Consider the following 23,681-nt stretch of genomic DNA (forward strand, 5'->3'; position numbering starts at 1 on the left):
GCCCGCGCTCGATACCTTGTGCTCGTGCCTGAGAACTCCACGAGCCCCGTGACCCCCGCGCCGGCGCCCCGACCGACCGCCCCCTCGATCGTGTCCTCCGTCGCCCCGGCGACGGTCCCGCTCGCTCCTCCGATCGCCCCCGCCGCCCCGATCGGGCGCATCCCCGTCGTCGAGGTGTCGCCCGTGGTCGAGGGGGGCCGTTGGCCCGCGAAGGCCGTGGTGGGCGAGGTCGTCCCGGTCGAGGCCACGGTCTTCCGCGAGGGGCACGACGCCGTCGCGGCGACCGCGGTGCTCGTCGCCCCGGACGGTTCGGACCACTCGTGGGCGCGCATGGTCGACGTCGCTCCGGGCCTCGACCGGTTCCGGGCGACGGTCTCCCCCGACGCCCCGGGTGAGTGGTCGTTCCGCGTCGAGGCGTGGTCCGACCCGTACGGCACGTGGGCGCACGACGCGGCGATCAAGGTCGCGGCGGGCATCGACGTCGAGCTGATGCTCGCCGAGGGCGTCGCGCTCTTCGAGCGCATCACCGCCCTGGAGGGCCTGAGCCCGCGGGACGCGAAGACCCTGCACGACGGCGCCGCTGCCCTCGCGGACCCGTCGCGCCCTTCCCCGGCGCGGCTCGCGGCAGCCCTGTCGCCCGAGGTGCGCGACGCCCTGGGCCGCACTCCCCTGCGGGACCACGTGACGCCGTCGGGCACGTATCCCCTGCGGGTGGACCGGCCGCTCGCGCTCGCCGGTGCCTGGTACGAGATGTTCCCCCGCTCCGAGGGCGCGCGGCGCCTCAAGGACGGGACGTGGCGTTCCGGGACGTTCACGACCGCGGCCAGGCGACTGCCCGCGATCGCCGCGATGGGCTTCGACATGGTCTACCTGACGCCCGTGCACCCCATCGGGACCACGCACCGCAAGGGCCGCAACAACTCGCTCACCGCACTGCCAGGAGACCCGGGCTCGCCGTACGCGATCGGCTCGAAGGACGGCGGGCACGACGCGATCCATCCCGAGCTGGGCACCGAGCGCTCGTTCAAGGCGTTCGTGAAGGAGGCCCGGCGCCTGGGCATGGAGGTCGCTCTCGACCTCGCGCTCCAGTGCTCGCCCGACCACCCGTGGGTCACCGAGCACCCCGAGTGGTTCACGACGCGCGTCGACGGCTCGATCGCGTACGCCGAGAACCCGCCCAAGAAGTACCAGGACATCTACCCGCTCAACTTCGACAACGACCCGGCGGGCATCTACGCCGAGGTGCTGCGCGTCGTGCGGGTGTGGATCGGGCGCGGCGTCACGGCGTTCCGCGTCGACAACCCGCACACCAAGCCCTTGCCGTTCTGGGAGTGGCTGCTCGCGGAGGTCCGCGCGACGAACCCCGAGGTGATCTTCCTGTCGGAGGCGTTCACCAAGCCCGCGATGATGCACACGCTCGCACGCATCGGGTTCCACCAGTCGTACACGTACTTCACGTGGCGCAACGAGAAGACAGAGCTCGCGGAGTACCTGACCGAGGTCTCGGGGCCCGCGGGGTCCTACATGCGCCCGAGCTTCTGGCCCACGACGCACGACATCCTGCCGCCCTACCTCCAGCACGGCGGTGTCGCCGGGTTCGCGGTGCGGGCCGTGCTCGCGGCGCTCGGGTCCCCGACGTGGGGCGTCTACTCGGGCTACGAGCTCGTCGAGAACGTGCCCCGCCCCGGGGTCGAGGAGCAGATCGACAACGAGAAGTACGAGTACAAGCCGCGCGACTGGGCGCTCGCCGAGGAGATCGGCATCTCGACGCTCCTGACGACCCTCAACGACGTGCGCCGCGAGCACCCTGCGCTGCGCCAGCTGCGCAACCTCACGGTCCACCCCACGACCAACGACCACGTCCTCGCGTTCTCGCGGCACCTGCCCGAGCGCGTGTCGCCGGACGGGACGGTCGTGCCGGCCGACACCGTGATCGTGGTCGTGAACCTCGACCCGTGGGGCACGCAGGAGTCGATGGTCCACCTCGACCTCTCCGCGCTGGGCCTGGCGCCCGACCAGCAGTTCGTCGCGCACGACCTGCTCTCCGGCGCCTCGTACGGGTGGGGCCAGGACGTCTACGTCAGGCTGGTCCCCCAGGAGCAGGTGGCGCACGTCATCCACGTGAGGACGCCATGAGCAGCTCGCCGTTCTCGGCCCGCGCCGCAGGGCCGGCCGCCCGCGCCGCGGGGCCCGCCGCGGGGCCTGCCCCCGTCGCCCCGACGACCGCGCCCCTGCCCGTCGGCGCCCTGCCGGTACGCCGCCAGCCAGAGGCTCCGTCGGCGCAGCGCTCGGGGCTCTCGGCGGACCCCGCCTGGTACAAGACGGCCGTGTTCTACGAGGTCCTGGTCCGCGCGTTCTCGGACTCCTCGGGGGACGGCTCGGGCGACCTGCGCGGGTTGATCGAACGCCTCGACTACCTCCAGTGGCTGGGGATCGACGCCTTGTGGCTGCCCCCGTTCTACCCGTCGCCGCTGCGGGACGGCGGGTACGACGTCGCCGACTACACGGCCATCGCGGGCCAGTACGGGTCGATGGCCGACTTCACCGAGCTCATCGCCGAGGCGCACTCGCGCGGCATCCGGATCGTGATCGACCTGGTCATGAACCACACGAGCGACCAGCACCCGTGGTTCCAGGCGTCGCGCGCCGACCCCGAGGGCCCGTACGGCGACTTCTACGTGTGGAGCGACGACAACACGCGCTACCAGGACGCGCGGATCATCTTCGTCGACACCGAGACGAGCAACTGGACGTTCGACCCGGTCCGGCGCCAGTACTTCTGGCACCGGTTCTTCTCGCACCAGCCGGACCTCAACTTCGAGAACCCGCGCGTCGCGGACGCGATGCTCGACGTGACGAGGTTCTGGCTCCAGGTGGGTGTGGACGGGTTCCGCCTCGACGCGGTCCCGTACCTGTTCGAGGCCGAGGGCACGAACTGCGAGAACCTTCCCGAGACGCACCGGTTCCTGCGGCGCGTGCGCGAGATGGTCGACGCCGAGTTCCCGGGACGGATCATCCTCGCGGAGGCGAACCAGTGGCCCGCGGAGGTCGTGGACTACTTCGGCACCGAGGAGGAGCCGGAGTGCCACATGTGCTTCCACTTCCCGGTCATGCCGCGCATCTTCTACGCGATCCGCGACCAGCGGGCCAACCAGATCGTCGACATCCTGCGCGACACCCCGCCCATCCCTGCGGGCGCGCAGTGGAGCACGTTCTTGCGCAACCACGACGAGCTGACGCTCGAGATGGTCTCGACCGAGGAGCGCGCGTCGATGTACGGGTGGTACGCGCAGGACCCGCGCATGCGCGCGAACGTCGGCATCCGCCGCCGCCTGGCGCCGCTGCTCGACAACTCGCGCAAGGAGGTCGAGCTCGCGCACGCGCTGCTCCTGTCGCTGCCGGGCAGCCCGTGCCTGTACTACGGCGACGAGATCGGGATGGGTGACAACATCTGGCTGCCGGACCGGGACGCGGTCCGCACGCCCATGCAGTGGACCCCGGACCGCAACGCGGGCTTCTCGACCGCCGACCCGGGCAAGCTGTACCTGCCACCCATCCAGTCGCTCGTGCACAACTACGGGTACGTCAACGTGGAGAACCAGCTCGCGCAGCCGACGTCGCTGCTGCACTGGGTCCACGGCATGCTCGCGGTGCGCAGGCTGCACCCGGCCTTCGGGGCGGGCGAGCAGGTCACGCTCAGCACGGACAACGAGTCGGTCCTCGCGTTCCTGCGCCGCAACGAGGCCGAGACCATCCTGTGCGTCGCGAACCTCTCGGCGACCGCGCGCACTGCCACGATCCACCTGCCCGAGCACGCGGGCGCGACCCTGACCGACGTGTTCGGCGGGGCGACGTTCCCCTCGGTGGGCGAGGACGGCGACGTCGTGATGACATGGGGTTCGAGGGACTTCTACTGGCTCACGGTGTCGTAGGACGCCCTGACCTGCCCGGCAGAAGGAGCTGACGTGGTGCCGAAGACCGTCTCGTCCTCGCCCGTCGTGTCGCGCCCCGGGCCGCTCGGGTCGGCGCAGCGCGTCCCCGTCCCGGACGCCCGCCTGCTCGGGCTCCTCGACGCGTGGCTGCCCGCGCAGCGCTGGTACCCCGTCAAGGGCCTCGCGGTGCGACACGTGCCGTGGATGAGCTTCGCGCTCACCGAGCGCTGCACGCTGCACCTCCTGCGGATCGTGGGCGACGGGGTGGACCTGGTGATCCAGGTCCCGTTGGTCCTGACGCCCGCGGGCGGGCTCGCCCCGGACCCGCGGCCTGCTGACGCCCGCGGGTCAGGTGCTGCGGGCACGGCCGGCGCGCCTCTCCCGGGTCTGGTGGGCTTCGTCCCGGAGCCGGACCGGCGACCGGACGGGGTACGGGGTGGGAGCGGGGCGAGCGACCCCGAGGGTTCCGCGGCACCGCTCGCGGTGCACGACGGCGCCACGCACCCCGACCTGTGGGTGGCCCTCCTGGGCGCGCTCGAGCAAGCGGGCGACGCGCGCCAGGACGGTCGCGACCGTCCGGTCGACCTGACGGGTGCCCGGATGGTCGGCGGCGAGCAGTCGAACTCCTCGGTGATCCTGCCGGGGGTCGCGGGCGGTTCGATCCTCAAGATCCTGCGGACGATCGCGATCGGCCCCAACCCGGACGTCGTGGTCCCCGACGCGCTCGCCCGCGTGGGGTGGACCGGTGTGCCGCGCCCGCTCGGCTGGGTCGAGGCGACGTGGGAGCCGCTCGACGTGCCGGCGGGCGCTCTGGCCCTGGGCCCGGCGAGGACCGCGCACCTCGCGGTGCTGAGCGAGCTCGTCACGGACGCGCGCGACGGGTTCGAGCTCGCGTGCGCCTACGCGGCCCAGGACACCTCGTTCGCCGACCTCGCGGCCGACCTCGGCCGGACGCTCGCGACCATGCACCGGGCGCTGCGCGAGGCGCTGCCGACCGGGCCACCGCTCGAGGCGGGCTGGCTGCTGGGCGACCTGCGCCGTCGGGCACGCGAGGCCTGTGCCTCGTCCGCCCCTCTCGGGCGACGCGCCGCGCAAGTCGAGGTGTTCCTCGACGGCGTGGCCGAGCGACTCGCCCGCGAGGAGGCGCCGCCTCCCGTGCTCCAGGCGATCCACGGCGACATGCACCTGGGGCAGGCCCTGCACGCGCTCGGCGACGGCTGGAAGATCCTCGACTTCGAGGGCGAGCCGCTGCGGCCCGTGGCCGAGCGCACGCGCCCGGACCTGCCGCTGCGCGACGTCGCGGGGATCGTGCGCTCGCTCGACTACGCGGCGGCGGTCGGCGGGGCGCGCTCACCCCGGTGGACGACGACGGCGCGCACCGCGTTCGTCGAGGCGTACCGGCGCGCGATCGGCGACGACGACGGGACCGCCGGGCTCTCGGACGCGACGACCGAGGCGCTGCTGCGCGCCCTGGTCCTCGACAAGGCGCTGTACGAGGTCGTGTACGAGTCGCGCAACCGCCCGGCGTGGGAGCCGATCCCGCTCACCGCGGTGGACCGGCTGCTGGGCGGACGGTAGCCCCGCGGCCGGCCGTGGGCGACGTGCCGTCGCCGACCGCTGCGCAGGAAACCCACCGTCACCAGGCATGATGGTGACGCGGTTCGACGACGACCCCTCACCTCTCTGGAGCTTCCCCGTGACCTCGGCCCCGGCCTCTGCAGACCTCGCGCCCTCGACGATGACAGCGCTGACATCCCCGCCCGCCCAGACCCCTGGCACCGAGACCGGCGCGCCGAGCACGACCCGCCGTGAGCTGCACACGGGCTGGACCGTGCGCGCCGTCGGCGGCCCCGTCCCCGCGCACCTCGCCGAGCAGGTGCACGCGCCCGTGCCCGCGTCCGTGCCGGGGACGGTCCACACCGACCTCCTCGCGGCCGGGATCGTCCCCGACCCCTACCTCGACGACAACGAGCACGTCCTCGCGTGGATCGGCCGCTGCGACTGGGAGTACCGCACCACGTTCGAGTGGGCCGCCGACGGGCACGAGCGCCACGACCTCGTCGCCGACGGACTCGACACGGTCGCGGCCGTGACCCTCAACGGGCACCTGCTCGCCGAGACCGCGAACCAGCACCGCACCTACCGCCTGCCCGTCGACGAACACCTGCGACCCGGTACCAACGAGCTCGTCGTGCGCTTCTCCTCGCCGCTCGCGTACGCCGCCGCGCAGAACGTGGCCATGGGCTATCGCCCGCACACCAACCCCCACCCGTTCAACGCGATCCGCAAGATGGCGTGCAGCTTCGGCTGGGACTGGGGACTGGAGACCGCGACGTCGGGCATCTGGCGCCCGCTCGCGCTCGAGGGGTGGACGGGCGCGCGGCTCGCGGCCGTGCGGCCCGTGGCGTCGGTCACCGGCGACGGGCACGCCCTGGACTCGCCCGACGCCGGCGTCCCCGGCCGCCTCACGGTCCACGTCGAGCTCGAGCGCTCCCCCGACGTCGACGGCCCGCTGGACGTCGCGGTCCACGTCGACGGGCTCGTCACGAGCGCCCGGGTCCCGGCAGGACAGGCCTCCGCGGTCGTCGACGTCGACCTCCCTGCCGTCCGGCGCTGGTGGCCCCGCGGGTTCGGCGAGCAGCCGCTCTACGAGGTCGCGGTCGAGCTCCTCGCCGCGCCGTCGGCCGAGGAGCGCGACGACCGCCAGGAGCACGAGCCGCGCGCCGCCGTCGGGCCGCTCGACGTGCGGCGCCACCGCGTGGGCTTCCGCACCGTGCGTCTCGACATGCTCCCCGACGAGCACGACGGCGAGCCCGGCACGTCGTTCGTGATCGTCGTCAACGACCAGCCCGTGTTCGTGCGCGGCGCCAACTGGATCCCCGACGACGCCTTCCCGCACCGCGTGACGCGCGAGCGGTACGCCGCGCGCATCGCCCAGGCCGAGCAGGCGAACGTCAACCTGCTGCGCGTGTGGGGCGGCGGGATCTTCGAGGCCGACGACTTCTACGACCTGTGCGACGAGCGCGGCATCCTCACGTGGCAGGACTTCCTCTTCGCGTGCTCGACGTACGCCGAGGAGGAGCCGCTGCGCAGCGAGGTCGAGGCCGAGGTGCGCGACAACGTGACCCGCCTGGCCCCGCACCCGAGCCTCGTGCTGTGGAACGGCAACAACGAGAACCTGTGGGGCTTCCACGACTGGGACTGGCAGCCGCGCCTCCAGGGCCGCACGTGGGGCCTGGGGTACTACACCGAGCTGCTGCCCGCGCTGCTCGCCGAGCTCGACCCGGGCCGCCCGTACACGCCGGGCAGCCCGTGGTCGGGCACGCTCGACCTGCACCCCAACCTCGACGCGCACGGCTCGGTGCACGTCTGGGACGCGTGGAACCGCCAGGGGTACGAGGTGTACCGCGACCACGTCGCGCGCTTCGTCGCCGAGTTCGGCTGGCAGGGCCCGCCCACGTGGTCGACCCTGCGCGACGCCCTGTCCGACGAACCGCTCACGCCCGAGTCCCCCGGGATGCTCGTGCACCAGAAGGCCGCGCAGGGCAACGACAAGCTGACCGACGGCCTCCTCCCCCACTTCCCGCTGCCCGACGACATGGACGACTGGCACTGGGCCATGTCCCTCAACCAGGCGAACGCCATGACGGTCGGGATCGAGCACATGCGCTCGTGGAGCCCGCGCTGCGCGGGCGCGATCGTGTGGCAGCTCAACGACTGCTGGCCCGTCACGTCGTGGGCCGCTGTCGACGGCGCCGGTCGCGCCAAGCCCACGCTCTTCGCCCTCGCCCACGCGTACCGCGACCGCCTGGTCACGGTCCAGCCCCGCAGGCCCGACGGCGGCGCGCCCGTCTCCGGCGGCCCCTCGGCCCTCGCGGTGGTCGTCGTCAACGACTCGCCCGACCCGTGGAGCGGGACGCTCGTCCAGCGGCGTGTGCGCTACGACGGGACGGTCCTCGCCGAGGTGAGCACCGCCGTCGGGCTGGCGCCGCGCGAGACGCGCACGCTCCTGCTGCCGGACGCCGTCGCGACGGCCGCGAGCGCCCGCGACGAGCTGGTCGTCGTGAGCCTGGGCGACGAGCGCGGGCTGTGGTTCTTCGCGGAACCGCGAGACAGCGCCCTGGTCGACGACGGGCTGGACGCCTCCGTGCGGGAGGTCGCCCCCGACGCCCCGGTGCCGACGCCCGTGCCGGGCTCGATCCGCACGCCCGCTGCGGTCGGCGGGCCCGGAGGAGGTCGCCGGTACGAGGTCGTCGTCACGGCCCGGGAGCTCGTGCGCGACGTGGCCCTCCTGGTCGACAAGGTGCACCCGGAGGCGAGCGTCGACGACCAGCTCGTGACGCTCCTGCCCGGCGAGTCTGTGACGTTCACGGTGTCGGTTCCCGAACCGCTCGGGCGGACCGGGGAGTCCGCGCTGACCGCCCGCCGGGTCCTGCGCACGGCGAACCAGCTCGTCGCGGGACCGTCGACACCGGGCGCGGACCGGTGAGGGCGGGGTGAGCGCGTGCCCGTGCGGCGCGGGGAGTACGCACGCACCCCGGCGACGTGGAAAGGTTGGGCCATGACCGGGTCATCGACACCTCCGAGCAGCTCCCTCCCACCGCTCCCCGTGGTGCCGGCCGATCCGGTCGCGCTCGCGGCCGTCGCCCAGGGCCGGGCAGTCGACCCCCACGCGGTGCTGGGTCCGCACCTGACCGCGGTGCCCCTCCCGGGCGGCCGGACCGGGGGCGCCGCCACGGTGCGCGTCCTGCGTCCGCTCGCGGACGAGGTCGCGATCATCACCCTCGACGGCGAGTTCGCCGCGACGCACGAGCAGGACGGGATCTGGGTCGCGGTCGTGCCCGCGGCGGTCGACGAGCCCGCGCACGGCGCCCCGACCCCGCCCGTGCTGCACGCCCCCGACTACCGCGTCCGCGCACGCTACGGCGAGACCACGACCCTCCTGGACGACCCGTACCGCTTCCTGCCGACGCTCGGCGAGATGGACCAGCACCTGGTCCGCGAGGGGCGCCACGAGGAGCTGTGGACCGTCCTGGGCGCCAACCCGAAGGTCTACCCGAGCGTGCTCGGCGAGCCCGGGGCGGCCGGGACCACGAGCGGCACGGCGTTCGCGGTCTGGGCGCCCAACGCCCGCGCGGTGCGGGTCATCGGCGACTTCAACCACTGGCAGGGCAGCACGCACGCCATGCGCTCGCTGGGCGACACGGGGGTGTGGGAGCTGTTCGTGCCCGGCGTCGGGCCCGGCACGCTCTACAAGTACGAGATCCTGACGGCGGGCGGGGCCTGGCTCCAGAAGGCCGACCCCCTGGCCAAGGGCACGCAGGTGCCGCCCGCCAACGCGAGCGTCGTCGTCGCGTCCGGGCACGAGTGGACCGACGACGCCTGGCTCGCCGAGCGCGCGGCCCGCGACCCGCACACGGGCCCCGTGAGCGTCTACGAGGTGCACCTGGGCTCGTGGCGCCAGGGCCTGAGCTACCGCGAGCTCGCCGACCAGCTCACGTCCTACGTCCTGGAGACCGGCTTCACGCACGTCGAGCTCATGCCCGTGGCCGAGCACCCCTACGGCGGCTCGTGGGGCTACCAGGTCACGAGCTACTACGCCCCGACCGCGCGCTTCGGCCACCCCGACGACTTCCGGTACCTCGTCGACACCCTGCACCGGGCCGGGATCGGCGTGATCCTCGACTGGGTCCCTGCGCACTTCCCCAAGGACGAGTGGGCGCTCGCGCGCTTCGACGGGACCCCGCTCTACGAGCACCCCGACCCGCTGCGGGGCGAGCAGCCCGACTGGGGCACCTACGTGTTCGACTTCGGGCGCAACGAGGTGCGCAACTTCCTCGTCGCCAACGCGACGTACTGGTTCGAGGAGTTCCACGTCGACGCCCTGCGCGTCGACGCCGTGGCCTCGATGCTCTACCTCGACTACTCGCGGGGCCCTGGCCAGTGGCACCCCAACGTCCACGGCGGGCGCGAGAACCTCGAGGCCATCGCGTTCCTCCAGGAGACCAACGCGACCGCCTACCGGCGCACGCCCGGCGTCATGATGATCGCCGAGGAGTCCACGGCCTGGCCCGGCGTCACACGCCCCACCGACGCGGGCGGCCTCGGGTTCGGCCTCAAGTGGAACATGGGCTGGATGAACGACTCGCTGCGCTACATCGCCGAGGAGCCCATCAACCGGCGCTACCACCACCACGAGATCACGTTCTCGATGGTCTACGCGTACTCCGAGCAGTTCGTCCTGCCCATCAGCCACGACGAGGTCGTGCACGGCAAGGGGTCGCTCTACGGCAAGATGCCCGGCGACGACTGGCAGAAGCGCGCGGGGGTCCGCTCGTTCCTGGCCTACCAGTGGTCGCACCCCGGCAAGCAGCTGCTGTTCATGGGCTGCGAGATCGCCCAGCACGCCGAGTGGAACGAGGCCGCGAGCCTCGACTGGGCCGGGCTGGGCGACCCCGGCAAGGCGGGCGTCCAGCGCCAGGTGCGCGACCTCAACGAGCTCTACCGGCGCACCCCCGCCCTGTGGGCGCTCGACCACGACCCTGCGGGCTTCGAGTGGCTCGACGCCGAGGACGCCGACCACAACGTCGTCGCATACCTGCGGCGCGACGCGGGCGGGAACCAGGTCGCCGTCGTCGTGAACTTCGCGGGCACCCCGCACGAGGGCTACCGCCTCGCCCTGCCCCAGGGCGGCGCGTGGCGCGAGATCCTCAACACCGATGCCGAGGTCTACGGCGGGTCCGGGGTCGGGAACCTCGGTGAGGTGCTGGCCGAGGCACGGCCCTGGAAGGGGCGGGCGCACTCCGTGACGCTGCGCGTCCCGCCGCTCGGGGTGCTCTACCTGGCGCCTGCCTGACCGCGCCGGGCTCCGCGCCCACGACGACGACGGCCGGTCACCTCGCGGGAGGAGACCGGCCGTCGTCGTGCGCGGGCGCTGGCGTCAGTACAGGTTGATCGCCAGGAGCTGGCGGGCCTTGCCGACCCGGGGGTCGGCCGGGCCGAGGATCTCGAAGTAGTCGACGAGCCGACGGCGCAGCGTCTCCTTGTCCTCGGCGCTCGACCCGACGAGCAGGTCGAGCAGACGCCCGAAGGCGTCCTCGACCTTGCCGCCGAGGATGTCGAGGTCCGCGACGTCGAGCTGCGCCTGGAGGTCGGCGGGCCGAGCCGCGGCGGCCTCGCGCGCGGCCTGCAGGTCGAGGTCGCGCGTGCGCCGCAGCAGCCCCACCTGTGCGAGCCCCGCCGTGGCGAGGTGGTCGCGGGGGTCCTGCTTGATGGCCTTCTCGTACGCGGCGACGGCCGCGTCGAAGTCGTCACGCTCGATCGCGTCGTACGCCTCCTGGTGCAGGGGCGGCAGCTCGGGCTCGGGAGCCGCCTGCTCGGTCGGCGCGTCGTCACCCGCCGGGGCTCCCTGCGCGGGCGCCCGGCCCGTGACCCCGTTGCCCTCGGCGATCTGGAGCACCTGCTGCAGGACGGCGCGGATCTGGTCCCCGGCGGCGGCGCCCTGGAACAGCGGGACCGGCTGGCCGCCGACGATCGCCACGACCGTCGGGACGCTCTCGACCTGGAAGGCGGCGGCGATCTGCGGATAGGTCTGCGCGTCGACCCGGCCCAGGAGGAATCGCCCGGCGAACTCCTCCGCGATCGCGCCGAGCTCGGTGCCGAGCTGCGCGTTCGCCTGGTCGGTCGGGATCCAGAGCAGGACCACGACCGGGTACTGCGTCGAGTCCTGCACGAGCTGCGGGAACGACTCCTCGGTCACGTCGACGACGTACCCGCCGGCCTCGGGCGCTCCACCGGGCGCGCCGGGCGGCGGGGCCGACGGACGGTTCAAGGACGACAGGTCGACGGCACCGCGCACGTCGAAGTTCGGCTGCTGGCTCGGTTGGCTCATGGCTACATCCTATGAAGAATCCGGCCGTGCGCCGCTCGTCTCGCGACGGGCGGCGCACGGCCGGGACGACGGGCGGGGCGGGGACCGCGGGCGCGGCCGGCCCCGGGGGCGGGATCGCTAGGAGGTCGCGACGGACGTGGCGACGTTCTCCATGCCGAGCACCTGGACGCCGGTGGTCGCCCCGGCGGGCGGGATGTACATCGCGACCATGGTCGTGTACCCGACGTTGAGCTTGTTCGTCGTCTCGTTCGCGCCGAAGAGCGCCTTCTCGGTCTCCGAACCGGGAGCGATCTTGCCACCCTCCTCGATGGTCCGTGTCTCGAGAGCGCTCAGCCCGGCCATGACCATCGCACCGCCGTCGGCCGTGCGTACCGCGCGGACCTCGTCGGGCGTCGGGGTGAACGTCATGGTCATCGTCCCTGCGGCCTTGCTCAGCTCTGCCATCTGCACGGTCGCGTTGTTCGCGACCCATGCGCGCAGCGGGTCGTCGGCGAACGACCCGGCGTAGGCGGAGCCGGCACCCAGGTTCAGGACGTCCGCGTACTGGGCCACCGCGTCCGCCGGGGTCACGAGGAGCGACGCGTCGTCCAGGGGGACGGACTCGCTGCCGACCGCGGGTCCCGCGAACGTGGGCAGGGTCGCGCTCGGGAACAGCCGGACCCAGGCCCACAGCTTGTACGGGTCGCGGGCCGTCGCCTGATCGTACGCGAGCAGCCGCGGCGACTGGAGGTCCTCGGGCTGGACCGTCACGGCGTAGGCCTGGCGGGGCCAGGAGTCCGTCGTGGTGATGATGTCCTGCTGGACGTCGGTCGGCAGGACCGTGATCAGGTCCTGGTTCCCGCGCACCGCGGCGACGGCGAGCTGGCTCGTGCGCAACGAGAGCGCCGGACCGGCGAGCCGGTTCGCGAGGGGGGCCACGTCGTTGGCCGCGCCGGCCTCGTCGAGCGTGGCCCCGACGGCGGTGCGCACCTCGGCCATCTGGTCGGCCGTCAGTGCGGGGACCGCCTCGGTGGGTGTCGGGTCGGGGCTGGCGGTGGGCAGGGGCGAGGCGCAGCCGGCGAGCAGGATCGCTCCGGCGAGGGCACCTGCCACGGCGGCCGTACGGGTCGCTGAGCGGCGAGTCGTGCGCTTGCTCATCGGTCTCCTCCGGTCGAGTCGGGGGTCTGGGTCTGGTCGTCCTCGCCCGAGGTGGGCGGGGCGGCCTTCGTCTGGTTGAAGCCCCAGGCCTGGCGCCAGGCGTCGGCCCGGGCGGCCGAGCCGCCGTCTGCACCGGCCTGCGGCTCGGTCGTCGGGGCGGGCACGACGGGCTGGGCTGCGGTGGCGTTCTTCTGTCGGCCGGGCACGATCGGGATCTGCCCGGTCAGCCAACGGTTGCGGGGGCGCGTACGGGCCTCCTCCTGGGCGGCGTTCTCGGCCTCGAGGCGTTCCCGCTCGGCCCTCTCCCTCAGCTCGCGGCGCGTGAGCGAGGCGGTTGCGCCGGTCTGTGCCAGGGGTTCGCGCCGAGCGGTGCTCGTGCCGTCTCCCGGCGCGGGGTCGTTCGCGGCAGGGCTCGTCGGCGTCGCCGCCGGAGCGGCGCGACCGTCCGTCCTCGTGCCGTTCTTGCCGTTCTCGTCCTTCGCGGTGCGCCCGGACGGCTTGCCGCCCTTCCTGCCGCTCAGGAACGAGATGACGCCGATCGCGAGCCCGGCCAGCAGCAGCAGCGTGCCGCCGGCGATCCCCGGCCACTGCCACGGGGTCGAGACCTCACGGGTCCAGGTCAGGGTCACGACGGGAGCGGCAGGGTCCTCACCCGTGCCGGCGGCGAGCAGGCTCCAGCGGCCCGGACGGTCGGACCAGCGCAGGCTGACCTCGCCCGCGCCCGCCGACTCGGCGAACCACATGTCAGAACCGGCCGGGTCCGCACCGACCACGGGGGTGGCGGCGGCCGCCTCGTCCGTCGCGGTCTCACCCTCCGCCGGGACCTCACCCTCCGCGGGGACCTCACCTTCCGCGGGGGTCTCCTCGGCGGGGGGCGGCGCGGCGACCGACCGGGTCGAGAGCGTGTCCCAGTCGGCAAGGCCCGTGACGACCGTGTGCGCGTCCGTGCCGACCCATCCCTCGACGTCGACCTCACGGCCGATCACGAGGGTGACAGGCTTGTCGGCCGAGGTCTTCGCGGTGACGGTCACGTCGCCGGCGACCATGTCGAGGACGCCGGGCTCGGACACGACGAGCGGCGACGAGCCGTCGGCGGGGGTCGAGGCGACCACCGTCTCGCTCTCACGCCAGACCGTCGCCGAGGCGACCCCCGTGCCGATCCCCACCAGGCCGAGCACGATCAGGCCGGCGGCCAGGATTCGTTGAAGCACCGAGTTTTCCCTTCGTCATGGACAATCCACAATAGAGGCGAACGTGGGCCGGATTCGAAAGTTCGCCGGATGGCGACGATCGCCGCAGACTCTTCACGAACTCCTCGCGACACCCTGACGGTACCCATTCCGGGTATTCAGGACACAGCCGGGCCACGTATCCTGGTGGACGATCCACAGGTCGGGCTGCCGGTGACGCGCCGGCACTCATCCCCCGACACCCATGCTGGCGTGGACCAGCCCAAGGCGGAAGGTCGACCCGTGTCCGACGAACGCACACTGTTCCCCATCACCATGCGCGGCTACGACCGCATCATGGTGGAAGGCCAGCTGGCCAAGCTCGAGAAGGACCTCGAGGAATCCCGACACCGAGCGGAGGCCGCTGACGCACGGGCCGTGCAGCTCACGTCGGACCTCCAGGACGCCCAGCGCCAGCTCCGCGAGACCGACCGCCCGTCGTACGCCGGCCTGGGGTCCCGCATCGAGCAGCTCCTCCGCTCGGCCGAGGAGCAGTCCGCGGACATCCTGGCCCAGGCGAACGCACAGGCGGTCGACATCATGTCCCGCGCCAAGGTCGCAGGCGGCCAGATCCGCTCGCGCGCCGAGAACGAGGTCGCCGAGCTCCTGTCGAACGCGCGCCGCGAGGCCGAGGAGATCCGGTCGACGGCCGCCGCGGAGACCGAGAGCACGCTGGTGGGCGCCCAGCGCCGTGCCGAGGAGTTCGTGGGCTCGGCCGAGCGCGAGGCCGCCCGCATCCAGAGCGCGCTGAACACCGAGGAGAGCGAGCGTCGCTCGAGCCTCGAGCGCGAGCTGGGCACGTTGCGCGCCCAGACGGAGCGCGAGACGACCGAGCTGCGTGTGGCGACCGAGCGCGAGACCGCGGAGCTGCGTGCCCGGGTGTCGGCCGAGACCGCCGCGATGCGCGAGGCCGCCGAGCGTGAGACGACCGAGCTGCGCGAGACGACGCGCCGCGAGGCCGAGCGTCAGGTCGCCGAGGCCAAGCGCGCGGCGTCCGAGGCCGCGAACGCCGTGACGTCGGAGATGGAGGAGCTGCGCGAGAAGGCGCGGACCACCCTCGCCGAGGCCGAGCTCGACATCGCCCGCCGGCGCGAGGAGGCCGAGCTGGAGAGCGCACAGCGCCACCAGGTCGCCAAGGAGGAGACCGAGAAGCTCGTCGCGACCGCCGAGGCGCACGCCTCGGACGCCGAGGCCCGCGTGGTCGCCGCGCTCGAGCAGGCCGAGAAGGTCCGCACCGAGTCCGACGAGTACGTCAAGGAGGTCATCGCGACCGCGCGCCACAACGCCGACCGCGTGGTCGCCGAGGCCCGCGAGTTCGCCGAGCAGACCGTCGGGGACGCCAAGGCGGAGGCTGAGCAGCAGCGCGCCGCCGCTCAGCGACAGCTCGAGGACCTCACGCGTCAGCACGAGTCGATCAACACGTACCTCGACGAGCTGCGCGGTCTCCTGGGCGACAGCGACGCCGGGGCGGCCAAGGCGAAGGCCGCCCCTCCCGCCGCGATCGCGGGCACGCCCGCCCAGCGGGCTCGTGCCGCGAACCTCATGACCGCGGAGTTCCCGCAGGTCGAGGCCGCGGAGCCCGAGGCCGAGTCGGCTCGCACGGCCGACGAGCCCGAGGCTCCCGCGCGGACCAAGGGCTGACGAGATGACGACCGACGGCGACGGCACGGGACGCACGGCTCCCGGGTCGTCGCCGTCGTCGCACCCGGAGGGGGTCGCGGGCACGGGCAGCGGTTCCGGCGCGCCGCCCGCCGGTACCGGCCGGCCCGACGACGTCGCCGCCTGGCGTGCCCAGCGCACCGAGGCCGCGGCACACCAGGCGGCCGAGCTCGAACGGCGCCGCGCGCAGGAGTCCGTCGAGGCGGCGGTCCTCCTGCGCGAGTTCGTCGCCGAGGCCGGGCGTCGCGGCATCGCGCCCGTGCCGCTCCAGGCCCGGTCGTACGCGGGCGACGCGACGTACCGGACCCGCACCCTCGGCTGGTACCTGCGCAAGAACCGGACGCTCGCGGTCGGCACCGACGGCGCGTTCTACGTCCTCAGCGTTCCCGGCGGTCTCTCGGCCCGGCTGCGCGGCGCGGTCCTCACGCCCTCGGACCCCCCGCTCGTGCTCGGCAAGGGCGGCCGCGACGGCGAGTCGATCTCGCTCGCCGACGCCGTCGCGCTGGTCCTCGAGCGCGGCTGACCGGCGGCCGCGGCCGACCGACGCCGCCCGGCTCCCCCGACGTCACCCCTTGGCAGTCGCCCAGAGGTCCCCGAGCGCGTTCGCGACCGCTGCCGGTTCCTCGACCGCGCTCATGTGACCGGCGGACTGCACCAGGACGAGCGAGGTGCCGCGCGCGGCGTCGACCATGTGCTCGGCCGCCTCGACGGGCGTCAGGGTGTCCTCCTCGCCCACGACCACCGTGATCGGGCCCGCGAAGCGGGCCAGGACCTCGGTGCGGTCCGGGCGGGCGGCCATGGCGCGCTGGGCCCACGCGACGCCGTCGGGCCGCTGGGAACGGATCCACTCCTCGAGGCGAGCCGTCAGCGCGGGGCGCGCGACCTTGCTCGTCGCCCCGAGGAGCGCGCCCGGCATGCCGAGCACGGCGTCGACGGTGGCGCTGCTCGTGACGGCCTCGGCGATGCGCAGGCGGTTGGCGCGCGCCTCGTCGGTGTCCGCGGTGGACTTGGTGTCCACGAGGCCCAGCGCGACCGTGAAGTCCGGGTGCCTCTCGGCGGCCGCGAGCGCGACGTACCCGCCCATCGACATGCCGACGACGACCGCGCGCTCGACGCCCGCGGCTCGCGCCGCAGCGACCACGCCGTCCGCGGCGGTCTCGATCGAGGCGGGCTCGGCGCCGAGCGGGCTCTGGCCCGCGCCCGGGAGGTCGACCGCGAGGACGGTGGCACCGTCCGGCAGGGCGGCGGCGACGTCGAGCCACATGCGGTGGTCGAACGGGAAGCCGTGCACGAGGAGCAGAGGCAGGCCGTGCCCGTGGCGCAGGGTGTGGAGAGCGAGGCGTCGGTCGGTCGTGGTCATGGTTCCTGTCCCGTCGTCGGTGGCTGGACGTGCGTACGGCTGGCGTCGTAGGAGGCCTGGTCGGTGGTCTCGGTGTCCGTCCCGGTCTCGGTCGCCGCGTCCCACGTCGTGGGCAGCGGCACGGGGAACCCGGGCAGCACGTGCGCGACGATCTCGTCGAGCACGCGACGGACCGACGGCTCCCCGACCCACAGGTGCTTGGCTCCCTCGACGGCGATGACCTCGGCCTGGGGCACGCGTGCGAACCGCCGGCGGGCCTCGTCGGGACGCAGGTAGTCGTCGAGCTCGGGGACCAGGACCACGAGCGGCTTGCCGAACGCGGCCCACCGGTCCAGGTCCTCGTCGGTCGCACGGTGCAGGGGCGGGGAGAGCAGGATCGCGCCCTCGATGCCCGGGTCGGTGCCGTGCTTGAGCGCGATCTCGGTCCCGAACGACCACCCCACGAGCCACCGGTTCGGCAGGTCGTGGAACTCGGCGAGCTCGATCGCGGCGGCGACGTCGAAGCGCTCGGCCTCGCCGCCGTCGAACGTGCCCTCGCTCGTCCCTCGCGGCGACGACGTGCCGCGCGTGTTGAACCGCAGCACCGCGAGGTCCGCGAGCGCCGGCAGGCGCCACGCCGCCTTGCGGTAGACGTGGGAGTCCATGTAGCCGCCGTGCGTGGGCAGCGGGTGCAGCGTGATCAGCGTGCCCGACGGCGCCGCGTGCGCCGGGAGCGCGAGCTCGCCCACGAGGGTCAGGCCGTCCGCGGTGTGCAGCTCGACGTCCTCACGGCGGGCCGGCAGGACCGTGAGCGAACGGATCGGGGCGCCGTGCTCGGCCGGCTTTCCCTCGGGGGCCGTGGGCACCGCGGGGGGCGCCTGCTGCTCGGGCTGCACGGCGGCGACCGGAGCCGCGGACCGGTCTGCGGCCTGTGCGGCGGGCTCGTCGGGGCGGTCGGACGCGGGGTCGGGACGGTGCGCGTTCATCACGACCGAGCCTAGCCCGCGGTTCCGCGAGCGCAGGTCAGCGCCGTCGTTCGCGCGCCGCCCAGCATCCCGAGTGCCAGTGCCGGCGGTCCTCGAGGGCCGAGGCCGCGCCGAACATCGAGTCGTTGGCCCACGCGACCACGTGGCTCGTGCCCGCCGGGATGGTCTGACGGCAGCCGGGGCACACGTAGGACTTGTCCCCCGAGCGCACGGTGCGGACCGACCACTCGCCGTCGGACCCCGACTCGGAACGCAGCCCGCCGAGGGCACGCCCCAGGTCGAGGGGCGCGGGCTCTGCTCCCCAGGGGCGACGACGGGAGGGACGCTTCGACGGCATCCGTCCATTGTCCCTGCTGCGGCCCTCTCCCAGCGGCCTCCCAGAGAGTGCGGCTAGAGTGACCTGGCCTGCAACCCGTGCCCGGCACCGTGTTCACTCCCGGTCGTGCGCGGAGACCCCCGACCGAAGGATCCTTGTGAAGCTCCGTACCTCTCGCGGCCTCGTCGCGATCGCCCTGGGGACCGCCCTGGTCCTCTCCGGCTGCGCCAGCGGCAACGACGGTGGCGCCAGCCCCTCGCCCAGCGAGTCGGCCGCCAGCGACGTCCCGACGCCCTCCGCGGAGGACGTCGCGGCGCTCGAGGCCGTGACGGTCACGGGCGAGGCCGGCGCCGAGCCCACCGTGGAGTTCGAGAAGCCGTTCACGGTCTCGGCCGCGGTCGCCCGCTCCCTGAGCGACGGAGACGGTGACACGATCACCAAGGGCCAGCAGATCTCCATGCAGTCGGTCGCCTTCCTGGGTACCGACGGCAGCAAGGCGGGGTCCACGTGGGAGAAGGGCAGCCCTGAGCCGCTCCTGCTGTCGGACGACATCTACCCGCAGCTCCTCGACGTCGTCGTGGGCAAGAAGGTCGGCACCCGCTTCCTCTTCGCCGGCCCGACCGGCGACGGTTCGCAGACGCTCCTGACCGTCGGTGAGATCGTCGACACGAAGGACGTGCCGACCCGGGCCGAGGGCGAGGCCGTGACCCCGGCCGAGGGCCTGCCCGTCGTCACGCTCGACGACTCGGGCAAGCCGAGCATCGACATCCCCGAGGGTTACGCGGCCCCGACCGAGCTGGTCACCCAGACCCTGATCAAGGGCGACGGCCCCGAGGTCACGGCCGACAGCACGATCACGGCGCACTACACGGGCTGGACGCTCGACGGCAAGGTCTTCGACTCCTCGTGGGAGAACGGCACACCCATGACGATCCCGCTCTCGAACCTCATCGAGGGCTGGAAGCAGGGGCTCACCGGACAGACCGTCGGCAGCCAGGTGCTCCTGGTCGTCCCCGCGTCGCTCGCCTACGGCGAGGCGGCGAGCGACAGCAACCCGCTGGGTGGCCAGACGCTGGTCTTCGTGCTCGACGTCCTCGACGCCTCCTGACCAGGACGCCCTCCTGACGGCCCAGCCGTCGGAGCACCGAAGGGCCGCCTCCCGTCCGCGGGAGGCGGCCCTTCTCGTGTGCTGGACCGCGCCGTCCTGCGCGCGGCCCTCGGCAGGCCGCCCCCCAGGAACAGCACCTAGGCTCTGCCCATGAGCACAGAGCGCGAAGTCATGACGTGGGAGCTGTTCGGCACCGCGTCCAGGCAGCTGGCCGAGCAGGTGGTGGCCGGCGGCTTCCTGCCCGACGTCGTCGTCGCGATCGCCCGCGGCGGGCTCCTGCCCGGTGGGGCCGTGGCCTACGCGCTGGGGACCAAGGGTGTGGGGACGCTCAACGTCGAGTTCTACACGGACATCGGCCAGACGCTCGCCGACCCGCGCGTCCTGCCCCCGCTCATGGACACGTCCGAGCTCCCGGGGTCCAAGGTCCTCGTGGTCGACGACGTCGCGGACTCGGGCCGCACGCTCGCCCTGGTCATGGACATGCTCGCCGAGCACGGCACCGAGGCCCGCTCCGCGGTGCTCTACACCAAGCCGCGCACGATCATCCAGCCGGACTTCGCCTGGAAGGAGACCGACCTGTGGATCACGTTCCCGTGGTCGGCCGAGCCTCCTGTGGAGGGTGCGATGTCGAGGCCGAACGACTGACCCGTACCGGGGCCGGCGACCGCGGTCCCGGCCGGCTCCCAGTCCTCGGCCACGCGCCGTCACAGGAGACGACCCCGCGTTGACGTGGCAGCGCGCACCGAGGCGCTACGACGCCGCGAGCGTCGTCGGGAGCGTCGTCGGGAGGATCGACTGTTCGAGGACCTGCTCGACGTCTCGAAGACACTTCATGAGGAACTCGAACGTCAAGGGCGCCACGAGCTCTCCTGCGCCAGCCTCACGGAGGGCCCTGGAGAGTCGAGGCGACGCGATGAGCGATCCGAAGGCGGGCTCGTCCGGCTCCCGTAGCCCCTCCAGGAGGGGCACCAACGACGCGCGTCTGTCGTCCTCGTCGAGCGCGCTCAACGCCGACCGGAACCGCTGCATCCAGTCGTCGTAGGAGTCGACCCGGGTCAACGGCACGCCGGCATCCATCAGCCAGTCGACCATCCTGTCGAGCGAGATACCGTCGTCGAACGGATTCACCAGATGGTAGGTCGTGTAGCCCCGCGAGGCGCGACGCTGGACCAGCGTCGTCACAGCGCTCGCGACGGAGTCGACGGGCAGGCCGTCGTAGTGCGCGCGCCCGCCGTCGTGGCGGTAGAACGAGGCCGGGACCAGACCTGTGCGAGTCACGCTGAAGAGGAGCCGCGTGAACGTGTCGGTGACGTTGATCTGTCCGCCGTGCTGGGAGTGCGCCAAGATCATGCTGGATCGGAACACGGTCACCGGTAGCCCGTAGCGCTCGTGAGCGTCACGAAGAAGCACCTCGCCGGCCCACTTCGACGTCGCATAACCGTCGACGATCCCCTCGGTCGATCGGACCTCGGGGAGCTCCTCGCGGATGTCTACGAACTCGTCCAGCGGCGACGAGCGTCCGCGCAGGAGCGCGGTGGCGATGCTCGACATGAACGTGACGGGCTTGAGCGCGCCCGTGGTGGCCAAACGGATGATCTCCGCCGTGCCGTTGACGTTGGCGGCGAAGAGCTCACGGTAGGGCAGCGCATGGTTGACCATCGCCCCGGCGTGCACGATATCGCCGACCTCACGCACGAGCCGGCCCCAGACGGCCTCGTCGAGGCCCAGTCGCGGCTCCGCGAGGTCCCCCGCGATCACGTCGAGATGCGTCGCGACACTGTCGAACTCCGCCAACAGGTCGGTCGACGTGGAGAATGCGCCCCGTAGTCGCTCACGGGCGGACGCGTCGTCACGTGCGCGCACGAGGCACACGACACGACTGCCCGTGTCTGCGAACCGGTGCAGCAGGTCGAGGCAGAGGAAGCGTCCGAGGTAGCCGCTCGCGCCGGTGACAAGGATCGATCGGGGCTGGGGGTTCACCGAAACCGCGAGAGAGCTCTCCGAGCTCGACGCGAACCGGGGAGCCGTGAGATCCGTGGCTCGCAGACGTCCGGCTTCCGCGCCATGGATCTCGTCGAACGACACCGAACGTTGGTCCGACGCCCGCTTGACGTCGATGTGGTCGGCTAGCTCACGCAGCGAGTAGGAGTCGCTGACCACCATGTCGACAGAGACGCGGACACCGAAGACCTGCTCCAGGACCCGGGCCAGATGGACAGCTGTGAGCGAGTCGCCACCGAGGCTCCGGAACCTCGACGTCTCGTCGATGTCATCGGGATCGGCCTGCAGCGACACGGCGACGGCACGGCGTACGGTCGTGACGGTGTCCCCCTCGGCCCCGTGGGCGTACAGCCACTCAAGAAGCTCGTCCCGGCCGGATCGCAACTCCTCGTACAGCCCTGACAGCCGGGCTTCGTACTTCTCGGTCAGCCGCGGTCGGATCGGCTTGCGATGGTCCGAGAGGAGTCCGTTGCTCTCGGAGAACGGCTCGTGCTCGATCAGGACCGCAGAGGGGATCTCGTAGGAGTTCAGGCGAGCCTCGGCGGCGACCCTCCTCAGCTCCTGGAGCATTCGCGCGCGGATCGTCGGGCCGCCCTCAGCCCCGGCTTCGGCCCTGGTGGCCTCCGACGGCACGATGACCGCGAGGGTCGACGACTGATCGCTTCGGCCGTAGAGGAACGCCTGGTGGATGGCGGGGCTCCCGGCGACATACGTGGCCTCCAGCGACGGCAGCGCCACGAACTCCCCTTGAGCGAGCTTGATGATGGCGTTCTTGCGGTCGATGATGCGGATGTTGCCGTCGGCGTCGACGGCGGCGATGTCACCGGTCCGGTAGTAGCCGTCGACCGTGAAGATCTCCCGGTCGAGATCAGGGCGGTTGAAGTACCCGGGCACCGTCGAGGTGCTCTTGATCAGCAGCTCACCACGGGCATCCGGGCGATCCGACGTGAAGTACCCGAGCTCCGGGACGTCGTCGAGGCGATAGTCGATCACCGGCGGACGGAGGAAGCGCGCGTCTGCCAGGACCCCGCCGATCTCCGTCGTGCCGTAGAGCTCGTGCAGCTCGATCCGGAGCAGCGACTCCATGAAGCTCTTGAGCTCAGCAGAGACCGGCGCAGACGTGCAGCTTGCCCAGCGCACACGACCTCCGAGGAGCCGCTCGCGCATCTCCCCGAGGACGCCGACCTCGTCCAGATCGTCAGAAGGGCTCGAGCCGTGGAGACGACGCTGATACTCCTGATGAAGCAGCTCACAGACGCGTGGCACCAGAGACAGCTCTGTGGGCCGGGCAAGGCTGAGGTCGTCGAAGAAGCTCGACAGGTTGGTCGTCGACGCGAAGTACGTCACGCCGCCACGCGCCAAGGTGCTGCGGACGGAGGAGTGGCCGGCGACATGACTCATCGGCATGTAGTGGAAGCTCGCGATGTCGACCTCTCCGGCGAAGAACGCCGACCACCCTTCTCCGCCCCACATCTCCGCGACGAGCCGGTCCGTGTACATGGCCCCCTTGGGGGCCCCGGTGCTTCCGGACGTGTAGAGGAGCATCGCGAGGTGGTCCTCGGAGCGCTGCGCCGACGCGGCATCGTCCGCTCCGATGGCGTCGAGGTCGAGGGTCTCCGGGACGATGCGCCCGGTCCGGGTCAGGTCGTCGACGGCTTGGCGGTGCTCCGCCTGGCCGCCACGGTAGTCGAGGACGATCACCCGCTCCAGGCTGGGATGATCGGCGATCAGATCGGCGGCCCGATCAAGGAGCGAGACGGAGACCGCCAGCAGTCGAGGCGTCGACTCCTCGAGGATGGCGGAGTGCTGCGCCAGCGAACCACTGGTCTGGAGCGGCACCGTGGTGATGCCCGCGAGGTTGCAGGCGAAGTCGACGGTGGTGAGGTCGATGCCCGCGTGTCCGAGCAGCGCGACACGGTCGCCCTCGCGAACGCCGACGACCGCCGCGGTGGTCGCGACCGGAGTGCGGAGCTGCACGACGACCGACCGGACTCGCCGTTCGAGCTCACCGTAGGTCAGTGTCTCGTACGAGTCGAGCAGCCGGTGATCCAGATGGTCGATCTGCTTGTTCGTCATGGGTATC

16 protein-coding genes are annotated in these 23,681 nt (G+C 72.6%); 9 read left to right on the forward strand and 7 right to left on the reverse strand.

What is annotated here, in order from left to right; genetic code table 11:
• Positions 1 to 24: 24 nt before the first annotated feature.
• The 5 genes from JOD48_RS14565 to glgB all read left to right on the forward strand — a co-directional run bounded on the left by JOD48_RS14565 (position 25) and on the right by glgB (position 10,788).
• Positions 25 to 2,136 carry an alpha-1,4-glucan--maltose-1-phosphate maltosyltransferase gene (locus JOD48_RS14565; protein ID WP_372440748.1) on the forward strand — a complete coding sequence of 704 codons (2,112 nt, stop codon included), beginning with the start codon at positions 25 to 27 and terminating at the stop codon, positions 2,134 to 2,136.
• Entirely contained in the window at positions 2,133 to 3,932 is a 1,800-nt protein-coding gene (gene treS, locus JOD48_RS14570; protein ID WP_191792220.1) for a maltose alpha-D-glucosyltransferase, read from the forward strand. Before JOD48_RS14565 ends, treS begins: the two co-directional genes overlap by 4 nt.
• 33 nt (positions 3,933 to 3,965) lie before the next feature.
• Positions 3,966 to 5,510, forward strand: coding sequence for a phosphotransferase (locus tag JOD48_RS14575; RefSeq protein WP_204809625.1), 1,545 nt, complete (start codon positions 3,966 to 3,968; stop codon positions 5,508 to 5,510).
• A 67-nt stretch (positions 5,511 to 5,577) separates the two neighbouring features.
• Positions 5,578 to 8,421 carry a glycoside hydrolase family 2 protein gene (locus JOD48_RS14580; protein ID WP_239527416.1) on the forward strand — a complete coding sequence of 948 codons (2,844 nt, stop codon included), beginning with the start codon at positions 5,578 to 5,580 and terminating at the stop codon, positions 8,419 to 8,421.
• Positions 8,422 to 8,493: 72 nt separating this feature from the next.
• Complete coding sequence (glgB, locus tag JOD48_RS14585) at positions 8,494 to 10,788, forward strand: 1,4-alpha-glucan branching protein GlgB (protein ID WP_204809626.1); 2,295 nt, start codon at positions 8,494 to 8,496, stop codon at positions 10,786 to 10,788.
• Between the two features lie 84 nt (positions 10,789 to 10,872).
• Here glgB and JOD48_RS14590 read toward each other — a convergent pair whose 3' ends face one another.
• The 3 genes from JOD48_RS14590 to JOD48_RS14600 all read right to left on the reverse strand — a co-directional run bounded on the left by JOD48_RS14590 (position 10,873) and on the right by JOD48_RS14600 (position 14,171).
• Positions 10,873 to 11,823: a tetratricopeptide repeat protein gene (locus JOD48_RS14590; protein WP_204809627.1), complete on the reverse strand. Its 951-nt coding sequence runs from the start codon at positions 11,821 to 11,823 to the stop codon at positions 10,873 to 10,875.
• 117 nt (positions 11,824 to 11,940) lie between these two features.
• Positions 11,941 to 12,960: a DUF8094 domain-containing protein gene (locus JOD48_RS14595; RefSeq protein ID WP_191790766.1), complete on the reverse strand. Its 1,020-nt coding sequence runs from the start codon at positions 12,958 to 12,960 to the stop codon at positions 11,941 to 11,943.
• The gene (locus JOD48_RS14600) at positions 12,957 to 14,171 is read right to left on the reverse strand and encodes a hypothetical protein (protein ID WP_191790767.1); all 1,215 of its coding nucleotides are present in this window, start codon (positions 14,169 to 14,171) and stop codon (positions 12,957 to 12,959) included. Before JOD48_RS14600 ends, JOD48_RS14595 begins: the two co-directional genes overlap by 4 nt.
• A gap of 261 nt (positions 14,172 to 14,432) precedes the next feature.
• Here JOD48_RS14600 and JOD48_RS14605 point away from each other — a divergent pair, with 261 nt between their 5' ends.
• Entirely contained in the window at positions 14,433 to 15,830 is a 1,398-nt protein-coding gene (locus tag JOD48_RS14605; RefSeq protein ID WP_191790768.1) for a coiled-coil domain-containing protein, read from the forward strand.
• A gap of 4 nt (positions 15,831 to 15,834) precedes the next feature.
• A complete protein-coding gene (locus JOD48_RS14610; protein ID WP_204809628.1) occupies positions 15,835 to 16,371 on the forward strand; it encodes a hypothetical protein in 537 nt (178 codons plus the stop codon).
• 42 nt (positions 16,372 to 16,413) lie between these two features.
• On the opposite strand, the gene JOD48_RS14615 is transcribed toward JOD48_RS14610, so the two are convergent.
• The 3 genes from JOD48_RS14615 to JOD48_RS14625 form a co-directional block, all read right to left on the reverse strand.
• A complete protein-coding gene (locus tag JOD48_RS14615) occupies positions 16,414 to 17,208 on the reverse strand; it encodes an alpha/beta fold hydrolase (protein ID WP_191790770.1) in 795 nt (264 codons plus the stop codon).
• Positions 17,205 to 18,053, reverse strand: a complete 849-nt coding sequence (locus JOD48_RS14620; RefSeq protein WP_191790901.1) for an alpha/beta hydrolase — start codon at positions 18,051 to 18,053, stop codon at positions 17,205 to 17,207. Before JOD48_RS14620 ends, JOD48_RS14615 begins: the two co-directional genes overlap by 4 nt.
• Positions 18,054 to 18,210: 157 nt before the next feature.
• A complete protein-coding gene (locus tag JOD48_RS14625; RefSeq protein WP_191790771.1) occupies positions 18,211 to 18,510 on the reverse strand; it encodes an Rv1322 family protein in 300 nt (99 codons plus the stop codon).
• A gap of 136 nt (positions 18,511 to 18,646) precedes the next feature.
• On the opposite strand from JOD48_RS14625, the gene JOD48_RS14630 reads away from it, so the two are divergent.
• Together JOD48_RS14630 and JOD48_RS14635 are read left to right on the forward strand one after the other, a co-directional pair.
• Positions 18,647 to 19,597 (forward strand): FKBP-type peptidyl-prolyl cis-trans isomerase, encoded by a 951-nt coding sequence (locus JOD48_RS14630; protein WP_191790772.1) that lies wholly within the window; start codon positions 18,647 to 18,649, stop codon positions 19,595 to 19,597.
• Positions 19,598 to 19,747: 150 nt separating this feature from the next.
• Positions 19,748 to 20,242, forward strand: a complete 495-nt coding sequence (locus JOD48_RS14635) for a phosphoribosyltransferase (protein ID WP_191790773.1) — start codon at positions 19,748 to 19,750, stop codon at positions 20,240 to 20,242.
• 105 nt (positions 20,243 to 20,347) lie between these two features.
• Here JOD48_RS14635 and JOD48_RS14640 read toward each other — a convergent pair whose 3' ends face one another.
• Complete coding sequence (locus JOD48_RS14640; RefSeq protein ID WP_204809629.1) at positions 20,348 to 23,674, reverse strand: thioester reductase domain-containing protein; 3,327 nt, start codon at positions 23,672 to 23,674, stop codon at positions 20,348 to 20,350.
• Between the last annotated feature and the right edge of the window lie 7 nt (positions 23,675 to 23,681).

Source organism: Oerskovia paurometabola (assembly GCF_016907365.1).
In the GTDB taxonomy this organism is placed as follows: Bacteria; Actinomycetota; Actinomycetes; order Actinomycetales; family Cellulomonadaceae; genus Oerskovia; species Oerskovia paurometabola.

Coding starts and splice junctions, on each gene's coding strand:
- treS (WP_191792220.1), top strand. CDS start 2,133: ATGAGCAGCTCGCCGTTCTCGGCCCGCGCCGCAGGGCCGGCCGCCCGC.
- JOD48_RS14580 (WP_239527416.1), top strand. CDS start 5,578: ATGATGGTGACGCGGTTCGACGACGACCCCTCACCTCTCTGGAGCTTC.
- glgB (WP_204809626.1), top strand. CDS start 8,494: ATGACCGGGTCATCGACACCTCCGAGCAGCTCCCTCCCACCGCTCCCC.
- JOD48_RS14590 (WP_204809627.1), bottom strand. CDS start 11,823: ATGAGCCAACCGAGCCAGCAGCCGAACTTCGACGTGCGCGGTGCCGTC.
- JOD48_RS14595 (WP_191790766.1), bottom strand. CDS start 12,960: ATGAGCAAGCGCACGACTCGCCGCTCAGCGACCCGTACGGCCGCCGTG.
- JOD48_RS14610 (WP_204809628.1), top strand. CDS start 15,835: ATGACGACCGACGGCGACGGCACGGGACGCACGGCTCCCGGGTCGTCG.
- JOD48_RS14615 (WP_191790770.1), bottom strand. CDS start 17,208: ATGACCACGACCGACCGACGCCTCGCTCTCCACACCCTGCGCCACGGG.
- JOD48_RS14625 (WP_191790771.1), bottom strand. CDS start 18,510: ATGCCGTCGAAGCGTCCCTCCCGTCGTCGCCCCTGGGGAGCAGAGCCC.
- JOD48_RS14635 (WP_191790773.1), top strand. CDS start 19,748: ATGAGCACAGAGCGCGAAGTCATGACGTGGGAGCTGTTCGGCACCGCG.
- JOD48_RS14640 (WP_204809629.1), bottom strand. CDS start 23,674: ATGACGAACAAGCAGATCGACCATCTGGATCACCGGCTGCTCGACTCG.